Genomic DNA, 15,015 nt, shown 5'->3' with positions numbered 1-15,015 from the left:
TAGATCGTCGGCAGCGTCAGATGTGTATAAGAGACAAGATCGTCCGGGTGGCCCTTGGGGCCCAGGTGGCCCGGGCGGACCGCCACCGCCTCCAGGCTGGCACCCCTGATCGATAAGCCACGCAACCGAATGCGCCCTGCCGATATCCGGCAGGGCGCGTTTGCGTTTCAGCGCTAGATGACTCCCAGCACGGAGTACACCTCGTTGGACAGGACCAGGCTGCGCGGGTCCGCGTTGGCCTTGGTGGGGTCGAAGTGATTGGCCACATACGCGTACCCGATGCGGTGCTCCAGGTCGACGAACCCGAAGGACCCGCCCAGCCCGCCGTGGCCGAAGATCCGCGGGTTGGGTCCGTTGACGCAGCGCTGGTTGAGCATGTAGCCCAGGCCCCAGCCGTGGTCGGCGACCCGCGGGCCCAGCACCAGGTCGGTGTCCAGCCCGCCCTGGCAGACCCGCACCACGTCCATGTGCTCGCGGCTGAGCACCTTCTCCTGGGCGAGCGCGTTGTAGAACGTCGCCAATCCCAGCGCCGAGACCTGCCCGTTGGTGCCTGGGAACTCGAGTTCGCGCCACAGGTTCAGGTCGTGCGAGCCGAGTTCGTCATCGGGGGCGAACCCCATCGAGATGGACAGTCCAGCCTTGGGGTGCTGGTCCAGGCTGGTCGGATAGCCGGGGGCTTTCGCCTCGGCCAGCAGGTCGCGGGCGTGCGGCTTGTTGACCCGCTCGGCGCAGCGCTGCTGCTCGCTCAGCGGCAACCCGATATGAACGTCGGCGCCGAACGGTTCGGCGATCTCGGTGCGCAGGTATTGGCCGATGGTCCGGCCCGTCACCCGGCGGAACACCTCGCCCATGATGAAACCGAAAGTGGTCATGTGGTAGCCCTGCGCAGTGCCCGGCTCCCACCACGGCTCGGCGGCGGCCAGCTGATCGCAGACGTAGTCCCAGTCGGCGACCTGCTCCCACCGCATCCGGGTGCGCGGGCCGATCACCCCGGAACGGTGGCTCATTACCATCGCCAGCGTGATGTCTTGTTTGCCGGCCTGGCCGAACTCGGGCCAGTAGTGGGCGACCGGGGCTTGCAGGTCCAGCTCGCCGCGGTCGGCGAGTTGGTGCACGCAGGTGGCCGACAGGCCCTTGGTGCCGGACAACACGGTGGCGAGGGTGTTCTGCCGCCACGGCCGGGTGCGGGCCCCGTCGGCCCAGCCACCCCACAGGTTGACGACCAAAGACCCGTCGACCCACACCGCGACGGCGGCGCCGACTTCATCGCCCAGTGTGAAATTGCGCTCGAACGCGTCGCGAACTCCGGCAAAGTCCGAGGCGCATGACCCGTGAATTGACACGTCGGTCTTCAGGTCGCTCATGGCGCCTTTCTATCGAGCAGATAGTTAGCCCGAGCGGGCGACGGGAATCGAACCCGCGTAGCTAGTTTGGAAGACTAGGGCTCTACCATTGAGCTACGCCCGCATGTATTTAGTCGAGCGTGACTGTAGCTGGCGACGAAGATCAAATCTAATCGACTCGGTTTTGTGATCGCTCCGTGAGGTCTGCGACGTCGCTGCGAAGCCCGTGGCCAACTCGGTGTTGAGGGGCCTTAGGATCATCGAGGTCAGCGCGGGGTGTAGCGCAGCTTGGTAGCGCATCCGCTTTGGGAGCGGAAGGCCGCAGGTTCAAATCCTGTCACCCCGACCAGCACGACCGGCCCCGTGCCATGCGCACGGGCCACCGGCCGCCAACAACGAGCAAAGAACGAGCACTGAGGAGCACACCCGTGAAGAGCACCATCGAGCAGTTGAGCCCCACCCGGGTGCGCATCAACGTGGAGGTCCCTTTCTCGGAACTCGAACCCGACTTCCAGCGCGCCTACAAGGAGCTGGCCCGGCAGGTGCGACTGCCCGGGTTCCGGCCGGGCAAGGCGCCGGCGAAGTTGCTGGAGGCGCGCTTCGGCCGCGAGGCGATGCTCGATCAGGTCGTCAACGAGGCGCTGCCCGCGCGGTACGGTCAGGCCGTCGCCGAATCCGAGGTGCACCCGCTGGGCCAGCCCGAGATCGAGGTCACCAAGAAGGAGTACGGCGCGGAGCTGGCCTTCACCGCCGAGGTCGACGTCCGCCCCAAGCTGACCCTGCCGGACCCCGGCGCGCTCAAGGTCTCGGTGGACCCGATCGAGGTCAGCGACGAGGACGTGGACGCCGAACTGCAGTCTCTGCGTGCCCGATTCGGCACCCTGACCGGGGTGGACCGCCCCGTCGCCGACGGTGACTTCGTCTCGATCGACCTGTCGGCCACCATCGACGGCGAAGAGATTCCGGGCGCCGCCGCGCAGGGCCTGTCCCACGAGGTCGGCTCGGGCCGGCTCATCGCGGGCCTGGACGAGGCGCTGCTCGGTCTGTCCGTGGACGAGTCCAAGGAGTTCACCGCGCAGCTGGCGACCGGCGAACACGCGGGCAAGGACGCTCAGGTGACCGTCACGGTCAAGTCGATCAAGGAACGTGAACTGCCCGAGCCCGACGACGAGTTCGCGCAACTGGCCAGCGAGTTCGACACCATCGAGGAGATGAAGTCCAACCTGCGCGAGCAGGTCGGCCGCACCAAGCGCGCCCAGCAGGCCGAGAACATTCGCGAGGCCGCCCTCGACACGCTGCTCGAACAGGTGGAGGTGCCGCTGCCGGAGGCCATCGTCAAGGCCCAGGTCGACAGCGCCCTGCACAACGCCCTGCACAGCCTCGACCACGACGATTCCAAGCTCGAGGAAGTGCTGGCCCAGCAGGGCAAGTCCCGCGAGGAGTTCGAGACCGAGACGCGCACCGCCGCCGAGACGGACGTCAAGCGCCAGCTGCTGCTGGACGCCCTGGCCGACGACCTGGAGGTCCAGGTTGGCCAGGACGACCTGACCGAGCGCCTGGTGGCGACGTCGCGGCAATACGGCATCGAGCCCCAGCAGCTGGTGGCATACCTCCAGGAGAACAACCAGCTGCCGGCCATGTTCGCCGATGTGCGGCGGGCGCTGGCCATCGCCGAGGTGATCCGGGCGGCGACCGTCACCGATACCGCCGGAAACGCCATCGACACCAGTGAATTCTTCGGCAAGCGAGCGGAGGCCGACGCAGCCGAGCCGGCTGGCGAGGCGGAGGAGGCCGACAATTCGAATGGGGCGGCCGACGAGGACTCGGGCGAGGCCGGCGAATCCGATGAGGCCGATGCCGGGGAGTGACCGCGCCATGACGCTGTGAGCGAACGTGCCCGTTTCAGGGGTGCGTGGCCGCGAAACAGTCGGCTCGGTTGGTTAGTGTCGTGAATACGGATCTCGAGAAAGCAGGTAACCCAGTCGTGACTGACATGCGTTCAAACTCGCAGGGTCTCAACCTCACGGACTCGGTCTATGAGCGCTTGCTGTCCGAGCGCATCATCTTCCTGGGTTCGGAGGTGAGCGACGAAATCGCCAATCGGCTGTGCGCGCAGATTTTGCTGCTCGCCGCCGAGGACGCCACCAAGGACATTTCGCTGTACATCAATTCACCCGGCGGATCGATCAGCGCCGGGATGGCGATCTACGACACCATGGTGTTGGCGCCGTGCGACATCGCCACCTACGCGATGGGCATGGCCGCGTCGATGGGTGAGTTCTTGTTGGCCGCCGGCACCAAGGGCAAGCGGTACGCGTTGCCGCACGCCCGCATCCTGATGCACCAGCCGCTCGGCGGGGTGACCGGTAGCGCGGCCGACATCGCCATCCAGGCCGAGCAGTTCACGGTGATCAAGAAGGAGATGTTCCGGCTCAACGCGGAATTCACCGGCCAGACCCAGGAGCGCATCGAGGCCGACTCGGACCGCGACCGCTGGTTCACCGCGCAGGAGGCCCTGGAATACGGCTTCGTCGACCACATCATCACCCGCGCCGCCCACATCACCAATGGAGAAGCCCAGTGAACCCCGAAACCCAGCCCCAGGCGCGCTACATTCTGCCCTCGTTCATCGAGCACTCCAGCTTCGGTGTCAAGGAGTCGAACCCGTATAACAAGCTGTTCGAGGAACGCATCATCTTCCTCGGCGTCCAGGTCGACGACGCGTCGGCGAACGACATCATGGCGCAGCTGCTGGTGCTCGAGTCGCTTGATCCCGACCGCGATATCACCATGTACATCAACTCGCCCGGTGGTGGATTCACCTCGCTGATGGCGATTTACGACACCATGCAGTACGTGCGCGCCGACATCCAGACGGTGTGCCTGGGTCAGGCCGCCTCGGCGGCGGCGGTGTTGCTGGCCGCCGGGACGCCGGGCAAGCGGATGGCGCTGCCCAACGCCCGGGTGCTCATCCACCAGCCCTCGCTGCAGGGCGTGATCCAGGGGCAGTTCTCCGATCTGGAGATCCAGGCCGCCGAGATCGAGCGGATGCGCACGCTGATGGAGACCACGCTGGCCCGCCACACCGGCAAGGACGCCGCGACGGTCCGCAAGGACACCGACCGGGACAAGATCCTCACCGCCGAAGAGGCCAAGGATTACGGGATAATCGACACCGTGCTGGAGTACCGGAAGCTTTCGGCGCAGACCGCCTAGCGGTTTCGGCGAAGGTCGGCAATGTCGGTGGGCCCGACCCGGCAGCATCCGCCGACGATGCGGGCCCCGGCTGCAATCCACTGTCCTGCCAGGTCCGTGCTGAACCGCGACCGGCCGATCCAGTTGTGCCGCAAGGCGTCCCAGCGTTCACCGCTGTTCGGGTAGACGATGACGGGCTTCCCGACGGCTGCGGCGCGCGCGATCGCGGGCAACACGTCATCGGGCGCGCAGCAGTTCACCCCGACCGCGACGATCTCGTCGACGCCGGCCGCCACCGCGAACGCGTCGGACAGCGACTGCCCGGCGCGGGTCCGGTCGCCCTCGATGGTGTAGCTCAGCCAGGCCGGCTTCCCGACCGAGCGCACCAGCTCGACCAGGGCCTGCGCCTCGTCGATGTCGGGCACGGTCTCGCACGCCAGCAGGTCCGCGCCGGCGTCGGCCAGGGTCTCCAGCCGTGGGCGGTGCCATCGTGCCAGGGCCGCGACCGACAGGCCGTAGCGCCCGCGGTACTCCGATCCGTCGGCCAGCGCCGCGCCGTACGGTCCGATCGAGGCGGCGACGAGCAGCCCACCGCCGCCGGATTCGTCCCGCGCGGCCTTGGCGAGCTCGACGCTGCGGCGCAGCAGCCCGGCCGTCTCCCGGCGATCGAACCCGCGGGCGGCGAACCCCTCGAACGACGCCTGGTAGCTGGCCGTCGTCGCGATCGTGGCCCCGGCGCGAAAGTAGGCGGCGTGCACGGCGGCGATCTCCTGCGGGGCGTCCGCGAGCAGCCTCGCCGACCATAGCGGGTCGGACAGGTCATGGCCGCGCGCTTCGAGCTCGGTGGCCAAGCCGCCGTCGAGCAGCACGGATCCGTCGGGCCATGCAAAGCCCCCCGCCAAACCCACGTCGCCACTGTAGGGTGAATTCTTGGGGGTCCGCCCAGGCCTCGCGCGATTGATTGGCGTTGGGTTGGCACCTCCACACCGAAGCAAGGTCGGAGGGCAGTCGGCCTCGATCGCATTACGACCGCGACACGCCAAAGACACGCAAAGCGCGCCTTTCGCGAGTGACGGGCACCGTCTGGCTATATGTTTCATCCAGACGGACACGCATGAATACCACCGACGCGATTCGGCCTTTATGGTCGCGTCGGGCCCGAACAAACGGGTAGCGTCGGTGAATACATGCGGGGACAGGCAAGACCAACGGCGAACAGGAAGTAGGCCCTCAGCACCATGGCGCGCATCGGAGACGGCGGTGACCTGCTGAAGTGCTCGTTCTGCGGGAAGAGCCAGAAGCAGGTCAAGAAGCTCATTGCTGGCCCCGGCGTATACATCTGCGATGAGTGCATCGATCTCTGCAACGAGATCATCGAAGAGGAGCTCGCCGACGCCGACGACGTGAAGCTTGATGAACTTCCCAAGCCGGTCGAGATCCGGGAGTTCCTCGAGGGATACGTCATCGGGCAGGACACCGCCAAGCGGACGCTGGCCGTCGCGGTCTACAACCACTACAAGCGGATCCAGGCCGGTGAGAAGGGCCGCGACTCGCGGCACGAGCCGGTCGAGCTGACGAAGTCCAACATCCTGATGCTCGGACCGACCGGTTGCGGCAAGACCTACCTCGCCCAGACGCTCGCCAAGATGCTCAACGTCCCGTTCGCGATCGCCGACGCCACCGCCCTGACCGAAGCCGGTTACGTCGGTGAGGACGTCGAGAACATCTTGCTCAAGCTGATCCAGGCCGCTGACTACGACGTCAAGCGCGCGGAGACCGGCATCATCTATATCGACGAGGTCGACAAGATCGCCCGCAAGAGCGAGAACCCGTCGATCACCCGCGACGTCTCCGGAGAAGGCGTCCAGCAGGCCCTGCTGAAGATCCTGGAAGGCACCCAGGCCTCGGTTCCCCCGCAGGGCGGGCGCAAGCACCCACACCAAGAGTTCATCCAGATCGACACCACCAACGTGCTGTTCATCGTCGCCGGGGCCTTCGCGGGCCTGGAGAAGATCATTTACGAGCGCGTCGGCAAGCGCGGCCTGGGCTTCGGCGCCGAGGTGCGCTCCAAGGCCGAGATCGACACCACCGACCACTTCGCCGAAGTGATGCCCGAGGACCTGATCAAGTTCGGCCTGATCCCCGAGTTCATCGGCCGGCTTCCGGTGGTCGCCTCGGTCACCAACTTGGATCGCGAGTCGCTGGTCAAGATCCTGTCCGAGCCGAAGAACGCGCTGGTCAAGCAGTACACCCGGCTCTTCGAGATGGATAACGTGGAGCTCGAGTTCACCGACGACGCCCTGGAAGCGATCGCCGACCAGGCGATCCACCGCGGCACCGGCGCCCGTGGCCTGCGGGCCATCATGGAAGAGGTCCTGCTGCCGGTGATGTATGACATCCCGAGCCGCGATGACGTCGCCAAGGTCGTGGTGACCAAGGAGACCGTCCAGGACAACGTCTTGCCGACGATCGTGCCGCGCAAGCCTTCCCGTTCCGAGCGCCGGGACAAGAGCGCCTAAGTCCGTCCAGTCTCCCGGCGGGGCCGATTGTGCGGACCGCCTGACGTGTTTTGCTGCCCGTGCGACGCACGTTGACGTGACCAACGCCACAGTTTGCTGGGCTACTGATCAGTAGCACGTCGCTGACGTCGCCTTTTGGATGCCGACGCGGCCGAGATGACGGCTCAGGGACGGCGATGCCGACCGGAAATCAGTGCCATAATTGATACTTCCAGTGACATCAAACCCAGACGGCCGGAAAGTCACTTTCACGGGCGTAATCTAGTTTGCGCGCAGTGTCTGTCCGGTGAACAAAGTGGAGGGCAAAGACGTGGATCCGAACGGCAGCGGAGCCGGATCACACTCACAGAATGGGGCTTCCCCCAACGGATCTGCCCGTCAGCGCCTCGAGCAGGTCGTCATTCGCTTCGCCGGGGACTCCGGCGACGGCATGCAGCTCACCGGTGATCGCTTCACGTCCGAGGCAGCCCTTTTCGGCAACGACCTGGCCACCCAGCCCAACTATCCCGCCGAGATCCGCGCCCCAGCAGGCACGCTGCCCGGCGTCTCGTCCTTCCAGATTCAGATCGCCGACTACGACATCCTGACCGCCGGCGACCGGCCCGACGTCCTCGTCGCGATGAATCCCGCTGCGCTGAAAGCCAATCTCGGCGACCTGCCCCGTGGGGGAATGGTGATCGCCAACTCCGACGAGTTCACCAAGCGCAACCTGACCAAGGTCGGCTACGTCACCAACCCGCTCGAGACCGACGAGTTGTCCGACTACGTTGTGCATTCCGTCGCGATGACCACGCTCACGCTCGGGGCGGTCGAGGCCATCGGCGCTACCAAGAAGGACGGCCAGCGCGCCAAGAACATGTTCGCGCTGGGCCTGTTGTCGTGGATGTACGGGCGGCCGATCGAAACCAGCGAGAAGTTCATCCGGGAGAAGTTCGCCCGCAAGCCCGAGGTCGCCGAGACCAACGTGCTGGCGCTGAAGGCGGGCTGGAACTACGGCGAAACGACCGAGGCCTTCGGCACCACCTACGAGGTGTCCCGGGCGACCCTGCCGTCGGGCGAATACCGCCAGATCTCGGGCAACACCGCGCTGGCGTACGGCATCGTGGCGGCCGGTCAGCTGGCGGACATCCCGGTCATGCTCGGTAGCTACCCGATCACGCCGGCCTCCGACATCCTGCACGAGCTGTCCAAGCACAAGAACTTCAACGTCATAACCTTTCAGGCCGAGGACGAGATCGGTGGCATCTGCGCGGCCATCGGCGCCTCCTACGGCGGTGCGCTGGGCGTCACCACCACGTCCGGCCCGGGCATCTCGCTCAAGTCCGAAGCGCTCGGGCTGGCCGTGATGACCGAGCTGCCGCTGCTCGTCGTCGACGTGCAGCGCGGCGGGCCCTCGACCGGGCTGCCCACCAAGACCGAACAGGCCGACCTGCTGCAGGCGTTGTTCGGCCGCAACGGCGAGTCACCCGTCGCGGTGCTGGCCCCACGCTCACCCTCGGACTGCTTCGAGACCGCGCTCGAGGCGGCGCGCATCGCGGTGTCCTACCACACCCCGGTGATCGTCCTGTCCGACGGCGCGATCGCCAATGGGTCAGAGCCGTGGCGCATTCCGGACGTCAGCACGCTGCAGCCCATCACGCACACCTTCGCCAACCCGGACGAACCGTTCCAGCCCTACGCGCGTGACCCGGAGACGCTGGCGCGGCAATTCGCCGTGCCCGGCACCCCGGGGCTCGAGCACCGCATCGGCGGGCTGGAAGCGGCGAACGGCTCCGGCAACATCTCCTACGAGCCGGTCAACCACGACCTGATGGTCCGGTTGCGCCAGGCCAAGATCGACGGGATCTCCGTCCCCGATCTGGAGGTCGACGACCCGACCGGCGACGCCGAGCTGCTGCTGATCGGCTGGGGCAGCTCGTATGGCCCGATCGGTGAGGCCTGCCGGCGCGCGCGGCGCAAGGGCATCAAGGTGGCGCACGCCCACTTGCGCTACCTCAACCCCTTCCCGGCCAACGTCGGTGAGGTGCTGCGGCGCTACCCGCAGGTGGTGGCGCCGGAAATGAACCTCGGTCAGCTGGCGTTCCTGCTGCGTGGCAAATACCTGGTCGACGTGCAATCGGTGAGCAAGGTGCAGGGTGTCGCCTTCCTGGCCGACGAGATCGGCCGCGTCATCCGCGCCGCGCTGGGCGGGACGCTGGCCGAAGTGGAGAACGACAAGACCATGGTCGCCAAGATGGCGGCAGCAACGGTCGGAGCCGGCGCATGAGCGCAGTGGTTCCGGTCGGCAACGACAAGAGCGAAGCGATGAGGGAGCGGTGCTCGTGACATGCGCCGCGACAATGCAGAGCGAAGCGATGAGGAGGAGCGGCGCTCGTGACTGACGTGATCGGCAACCTGGCGGGCAAAGACCTCGGTGTGACCGCGAAGTTGACCAAAAACGACGGGGTCCCCACCACGGACCAGCCGCAGAAGTCCAAGGACTTCACCAGTGACCAAGAGGTCCGCTGGTGCCCGGGCTGCGGGGACTACGTCATCCTGAACACCATCCGCAACTTCCTGCCCGACCTCGGGCTGCGCCGCGAGAACATCGTGTTCATCAGCGGCATCGGCTGCTCGAGCCGGTTCCCGTACTACCTCGAAACCTACGGTTTCCACTCGATCCACGGCCGCGCACCGGCCATCGCCACCGGTTTGGCGCTGGCCCGCGAGGACCTCTCGGTGTGGGTGGTCACGGGTGACGGCGACGCGTTATCGATCGGGGGTAATCACCTGATTCACGCGCTGCGCCGCAACGTCAACATCACCATCCTGCTGTTCAACAATCGGATCTACGGTCTGACCAAGGGGCAGTACTCGCCGACGTCAGAGGTCGGCAAGGTCACCAAGTCGACCCCGATGGGATCGCTGGACCACCCGTTCAACCCGGTGTCCCTGGCGCTGGGCGCCGAAGCGACCTTCGTCGGCCGCGCGCTGGACTCCGACCGCAACGGGCTGACCGAGGTGCTGCGCGCCGCCGCCGGGCACCGCGGCGCCGCCGTGGTCGAGATCCTGCAGGACTGCCCGATCTTCAACGACGGCTCGTTCGACGCGCTGCGCAAGGAAGGCGCCGAGGAGCGGGTCATCAACGTCCGCCAGGGCGAGCCAATTGTGTTCGGCGCCAACGGCGAATACTGCGTGGTGAAGTCGGGCTTCGGCCTGGAGGTGGCCAAGACGGCCGACGTGTCGGTCGACGAGATCGTGGTGCATGACGCGCACAGCGACAACTCGGCCTACGCCTTCGCCCTGTCCCGGTTGTCGGACCAGAACCTCGATCACACCGTGCTCGGCATCTTCCGCAACATCAGCCGGCCCACCTACGACGACGCGGCACGCGCACAGGTGCAGGCGGCCCAGTCGGCGAAGGCGTTCGACTCCGCCGCGCTGCAATCGCTGCTGCGCGGGCGCGACACCTGGACCGTCGACTGACGTGGGCGACCAGATGCCCGACACAGAGAAAAAGGCCGGGTCGCTAGCGGGCATCGTGCTGGCCGGCGGTGAATCGCGGCGCATGGGCCGCGACAAGGCCACCCTGCCCGGCCCCGGCGGCGCCGCCACGCTCCTCGAATACGTTGCGGGGGTCCTCGCGCAGCGCTGCGAGCCGGTTTTCGTGATGGCAGCGCCGGGCCAACCATTGCCCGCGGTGCAGGCGCAGGTCGTCCGCGACGAGGTGCGCGGCCAGGGACCGCTGCCGGCGACCGGACGCGGGTTGCGGGCGGCCGCGGAGGCGGGCGCCCGGTATGCCTTCGTCTGCGCCGTCGACATGCCGCTGCTGTCTGCGGAATTGATCGACGAGCTGGTGCAGCTGGCCACCGAGACCAACGCCGAGATCGTGTTGCCGTGGGACGGTCGCAGCCACTACCTGGCTGCGGTGTACCGCACCGACCTGGCCGGGCGGATCGATGGCCTGGTCGCAGGCGGCGCCCGTTCCATGCGCGCCCTGATCGACGCCTCGGACGCCCAGCAGATCGTGCTGCCGGAATCGCGCTTCCTCGCCAACGTCAACACGGAGAGCGACCTGCTCGCTCTGGCGCAGTCGCGGAACTGACGGCGAAGCGCCGGGCCGATCGAGCCGGCGGACTCTACGCTTCGGCAATTCGACGCCACTGACAACGCGCGCCGTAAACACGGCGATTATTATTTCGCCATTCCTGGAATTTGCGCCGCGCATTTCGGTATGAAGGCGGAGGCCTCAATCCTGCATATTTCTTGGCTGGGCATCGTGATCTGTTGCGGCAGTGGCGATTTGAGGGACCTCTGAATTGCATCGGCCGCGTCGGGCGGCGCACCACGCCCGGGGCTTCAGCTAAGAGGCGTAAGCCTTTTCAGCAAAATCGACTTTTTGAAATCGCGCGCCCCTCTCGATCGGCGTTACCCGGTTGGTGGCGCCTCGCTGGGTGTCGATCGTGAGTCCTTGACTGTGTCGGAAGCACGCTCGAAAACTGTTGGAGCCGTGCATTATTAGTGAAAAGCGTTGTCGAGCACGGCAATACGTCGAGCAAGCGCTGTCAGTATGGAAGACGCGGTCGCGCGCGATGGCGTCAATCGAATTGTGCTGGCGCGCAGTGGAAGTAAATATCATCCGGCGTTCGTGATCGCTCAGTTGGGCGGGTGCCTTGCGGCGCGCATAACTTCCGGTATTCTGCGCTGGTTTGCGGCCAGCGTGTTCGGATCCATTGAAGCGCTGGCCAATCGGTGGCAGCACGGCAAATAAACGTGCGCCAGCTCACAAAACTCTGGTGATTCGGCTCACCATTTGTTTGGCCGTTCCGCCCGAGCGCCGTTTCGGAAAACGCCGCTATGACCTGCACAAATGGGCGGGATACCGGGGTGTAATCGGCCCGTTACCGAAACGAGATATCTGATTCCCGAAGATGACGAATGGGCCGAGGTCTTCTACGGTCCCTGTTAGCCCAGAACGGGTTACGGAAGAGTAATCAAATAATTGAATCCACGGACCCGCGTGCGAGCGGCGCCATGGACGGCGAAAGCCCGACCGTGGTCGGTGGGTAACACCCGCCGGGCAGACTTGGCCCGCCGCTGCCGTGCCTGACCCAGACGGCACGTTTCAAAGCAGGCATCAACCAGACAGCTTCAGCCCACATCCGTGGGCTTGCTTTGGCGCGCGCGCACCGCGAAAGGAACAAACTTGAAGAACGTCCGAAAGACGCTCATTCTTGCAGCGGTCACGGGCACGCTCGTGACCATCCCATCGGCCACCGCGCACGCGGACCCGGAAGCGGTGGGCTTCGACCCCAACGCGCCGGCCGCCGGCCCCGCACCGGACGCTCCGCCGCCGCCGGCTCCAGACGCTCCGCCGCCGCCGGCTCCAGACGCTCCGCCGCCGCCGGCTCCGGACGCTCCGCCGCCGCCGGCTCCGGACGCTCCGCCGCCCCCGGCTCCGGACGCTCCGCCGCCGCCGGCCCCGGCTGCACCTCCGCCTGGCCCGGACGTCCCGCCGCCTCCCGCCCACCGCGCGTACAGCGTGAACTGGGATGCCATCGCGCAGTGCGAGTCGGGTGGCAACTGGGGGATCAGCACCGGTAACGGCTTCGCCGGTGGCCTGCAGTTCACCCCGAGCACCTGGCGCGCCAACGGTGGGTCGGGTTCCCCCTCAGGCGCGAGCCGCGACGAGCAGATCCGGGTCGCCGAGAACGTGCTGCATTCGCAGGGCATCGGCGCGTGGCCGGTCTGCGGCCGCCGCGGCTGAGCCGCAGCCGACGGCTTCGCTGTCATACATATAAGGAGTGCCGGGCCTCACGCCCGGCACTCCTTAGCTCCAGGGGGTACGACACCCGGCGTCGGGTAGCGTCGGGCCCGTGACCGCAACGCCGCGCGAATTCGACATTGTGCTGTACGGGGCGACCGGCTTCGTCGGAAAACTCACCGCCGAATACCTGGCCGGCTCGGCACCGGACAGGCGGATCGCGCTGGCCGGAAGATCGGCCGACCGGTTGCGCGCCGTCCGCGACACGCTCGGCGACAGCGCGCAGTCGTGGCCCATCCTGAACGCCGACGCGTCGTCGCCCTCGACTCTCGACGAGATGGCCGCCCGCACCCAGGTCGTCATCACCACGGTCGGGCCCTACACCCGCTATGGGCTGCCGCTGGTGGCTGCCTGCGCCGGCGCGGGCACCGACTACGCCGACCTGACCGGCGAGGCGATGTTCGTCCGCGAAAGCATCGACCTGTACCACAAGCAGGCGGCGGACACCGGCGCCCGGATTGTGCACGCGTGCGGATTCGATTCGGTCCCTTCGGACCTCAGCGTGTATGCGCTCTACCGGGCGGCGCGGGACGAGGGCGCCGGAGAGCTCGGCGACACCGACCTGGTGGTCCGCTCCTTCTCCGGCGGCGTGTCCGGCGGAACCGTCGCGTCGATGCTGGAAGTGCTCGATACGGCCTCCCGCGATCCCGACGCCCGCCGCCAGCTCGCCGACCCGTACACGCTGACCACCGACCGCGGCGCCGAACCTGAAATCGGCCCCCAGCCCGATCTGCCCTGGCGCCGGGGTCGTCGGATCGCGCCGGAGCTGGCCGGGTTGTGGACGTCGGGCTTCCTGATGGCTCCCTACAACACGCGAATTGTGCGGCGCAGCAACGCATTGCTGGACTGGGCCTACGGACGCCAGTTGCGGTACAGCGAAAGCATGAGCCTGGGCTCGTCGCCGCTGGCTCCGGTGGCGTCCGCGGTGGTGGGCGGGGTCGGCGCCGCGACCTTCGGATTGGGCAGCCGGTATTTCCGGCTGCTGCCACGCAAACTGGTGGAGCGCATCGTGCCCAAACCGGGAACCGGCCCGAGCGAGGCCACCCGCGAACGCGGCTATTACCGGATCGAGACCTTCACCACCACAACCACCGGCGCCCGTTACATGGCGCGCATGGAACAGCGCGGCGACCCGGGCTACAAGGCGACTTCGGTGTTGCTGGGGGAGTGCGGCCTCGCGCTGGCCGTGGACCGCGACAAGCTCCCGGATCTGCACGGCGTTCTCACCCCCGCGGCCGCGATGGGCGACGCGCTGCTGGACCGGTTCCCCGCCGCGGGCGTGGCATTGGAGGTCGAGCGGCTGCACTGATCCGGCTGCGTTGCACCGCCCACCGCGAGGGCTGTTGTGTGGGGCCGCATGAGTCTAGTGTCGTATCTGACTTGGCTCATACATCCAGCGATAGAGGCGGGTGACCCCCGATGGCCGGTCTTGATGATCTGTACGCCCAGATCCCTACATCTGAAATCGCGACAAGGCTCGGCGCGAACGAAGACGAAGTCGTGAGCGCGGTTCACACACTGGTGCCGGTGCTGCTGAGCGGCCTTCACCAGAACTCGCAGGATCCCGCGGCAGCCGACCGGATCGAGTCCGCTGCCACGAGCCACGCCGCCCGTGGCCTGCTCGACGCCGGCGGCGACGTCGGGCAGGTTGACGCCGGCGACGGTCGGCAGGCGATCGCGACGATCTTCGGTGGCAACGACGCCGATCAAGTCGCGTCGGCCCTGGCCAAGGGAGGCGCCGGTAACAGCGACATGCTCAAGCAGTTGCTGCCGGTCTTGGTCCCGATCGTGTTGGCATACATCGGAAAACAGATGAATTCGGGGGGCCGGGGGTCGCCGGAAACGGTTCCTCGGACAACGCAGGCCGCTTCGGGTGGCGCCCTGGGTGAAGTTCTGGGCAGCATCCTCGGTGCCGGTTCCGGTGACAAATCCTTTGGCGGCATCCTCGGAAACGTGTTGGGCGGCAAGGGCGGTGCGCTGGGCGACATCCTCGGTGGGTTGCTCGGCGGCAAGAAGTAGCCGAGCGCCGCAAAATCCACGCGGAGTCTTCACCAGCATTTCCCGGGTGATGTCGATTGCGTCGAGGGAGGGATGCCCAGGCCCCAATAAGAAATCGAACAGCCCCTAGCGGGTACGAGCAATGTTCGGCCTTGGC

At 66.8% G+C, this 15,015-nt stretch carries 13 protein-coding genes and 2 tRNA genes; 12 read left to right on the top strand and 3 right to left on the bottom strand.

Features of this window, described 5'->3' with window-relative positions; translation table 11 throughout:
* Positions 1-173: 173 nt before the first annotated feature.
* Complete coding sequence (locus A5760_RS05480) at positions 174-1,364, bottom strand: serine hydrolase domain-containing protein (protein WP_064878406.1); 1,191 nt, start codon at positions 1,362-1,364, stop codon at positions 174-176.
* Between the two features lie 32 nt (positions 1,365-1,396).
* A tRNA-Gly gene (locus A5760_RS05475) sits at positions 1,397-1,467 on the bottom strand.
* Between the two features lie 148 nt (positions 1,468-1,615).
* On the opposite strand from A5760_RS05475, the gene A5760_RS05470 reads away from it, so the two are divergent.
* The 4 genes from A5760_RS05470 (at position 1,616) to clpP2 (ending at position 4,559) form a co-directional block, all read left to right on the top strand.
* A tRNA-Pro gene (locus A5760_RS05470) sits at positions 1,616-1,692 on the top strand.
* Positions 1,693-1,771: 79 nt separating this feature from the next.
* On the top strand, positions 1,772-3,211 hold the full coding sequence (gene tig, locus A5760_RS05465; protein ID WP_064878404.1) for a trigger factor: 1,440 nt from the start codon (positions 1,772-1,774) through the stop codon (positions 3,209-3,211).
* A 125-nt stretch (positions 3,212-3,336) separates the two neighbouring features.
* The gene (gene clpP1 / locus A5760_RS05460; protein WP_064878402.1) at positions 3,337-3,927 is read left to right on the top strand and encodes an ATP-dependent CLP protease proteolytic subunit ClpP1; all 591 of its coding nucleotides are present in this window, start codon (positions 3,337-3,339) and stop codon (positions 3,925-3,927) included.
* Entirely contained in the window at positions 3,924-4,559 is a 636-nt protein-coding gene (clpP2, locus tag A5760_RS05455) for an ATP-dependent CLP protease proteolytic subunit ClpP2 (RefSeq protein ID WP_007774151.1), read from the top strand. The genes clpP1 and clpP2 overlap by 4 nt, the downstream gene beginning before the upstream one ends.
* Here clpP2 and mmuM read toward each other — a convergent pair.
* Positions 4,556-5,446 (bottom strand): homocysteine S-methyltransferase, encoded by an 891-nt coding sequence (gene mmuM, locus A5760_RS05450; protein ID WP_196771992.1) that lies wholly within the window; start codon positions 5,444-5,446, stop codon positions 4,556-4,558. The genes clpP2 and mmuM overlap by 4 nt on opposite strands.
* Before the next feature lie 330 nt (positions 5,447-5,776).
* On the opposite strand from mmuM, the gene clpX reads away from it, so the two are divergent.
* The 8 genes from clpX (at position 5,777) to A5760_RS05410 (ending at position 14,879) form a co-directional block, all read left to right on the top strand.
* Entirely contained in the window at positions 5,777-7,057 is a 1,281-nt protein-coding gene (clpX, locus tag A5760_RS05445) for an ATP-dependent Clp protease ATP-binding subunit ClpX (protein ID WP_064878398.1), read from the top strand.
* A gap of 310 nt (positions 7,058-7,367) precedes the next feature.
* Positions 7,368-9,323 (top strand): 2-oxoacid:acceptor oxidoreductase subunit alpha, encoded by a 1,956-nt coding sequence (locus A5760_RS05440; protein ID WP_155764216.1) that lies wholly within the window; start codon positions 7,368-7,370, stop codon positions 9,321-9,323.
* A 107-nt stretch (positions 9,324-9,430) separates the two neighbouring features.
* Positions 9,431-10,522 carry a 2-oxoacid:ferredoxin oxidoreductase subunit beta gene (locus A5760_RS05435; RefSeq protein WP_064878396.1) on the top strand — a complete coding sequence of 364 codons (1,092 nt, stop codon included), beginning with the start codon at positions 9,431-9,433 and terminating at the stop codon, positions 10,520-10,522.
* A gap of 13 nt (positions 10,523-10,535) precedes the next feature.
* Positions 10,536-11,141 carry a molybdenum cofactor guanylyltransferase gene (mobA, locus tag A5760_RS05430; RefSeq protein ID WP_064878459.1) on the top strand — a complete coding sequence of 202 codons (606 nt, stop codon included), beginning with the start codon at positions 10,536-10,538 and terminating at the stop codon, positions 11,139-11,141.
* Positions 11,142-11,606: 465 nt separating this feature from the next.
* On the top strand, positions 11,607-11,807 hold the full coding sequence (locus A5760_RS05425) for a hypothetical protein (protein WP_064878394.1): 201 nt from the start codon (positions 11,607-11,609) through the stop codon (positions 11,805-11,807).
* 435 nt (positions 11,808-12,242) lie between these two features.
* A complete protein-coding gene (locus A5760_RS05420) occupies positions 12,243-12,803 on the top strand; it encodes a transglycosylase family protein (RefSeq protein ID WP_064878457.1) in 561 nt (186 codons plus the stop codon).
* Positions 12,804-12,912: 109 nt separating this feature from the next.
* Entirely contained in the window at positions 12,913-14,169 is a 1,257-nt protein-coding gene (locus A5760_RS05415; protein ID WP_064878392.1) for a saccharopine dehydrogenase family protein, read from the top strand.
* Positions 14,170-14,279: 110 nt separating this feature from the next.
* Complete coding sequence (locus A5760_RS05410) at positions 14,280-14,879, top strand: DUF937 domain-containing protein (RefSeq protein WP_064878390.1); 600 nt, start codon at positions 14,280-14,282, stop codon at positions 14,877-14,879.
* Positions 14,880-15,015 lie beyond the last annotated feature (136 nt).

This window comes from Mycobacterium colombiense, from assembly GCF_001665835.1.
In the GTDB taxonomy this organism is placed as follows: domain Bacteria; phylum Actinomycetota; class Actinomycetes; order Mycobacteriales; family Mycobacteriaceae; genus Mycobacterium; species Mycobacterium colombiense_A.
This window is presented reverse-complemented; position numbering and strand designations above follow the sequence as displayed.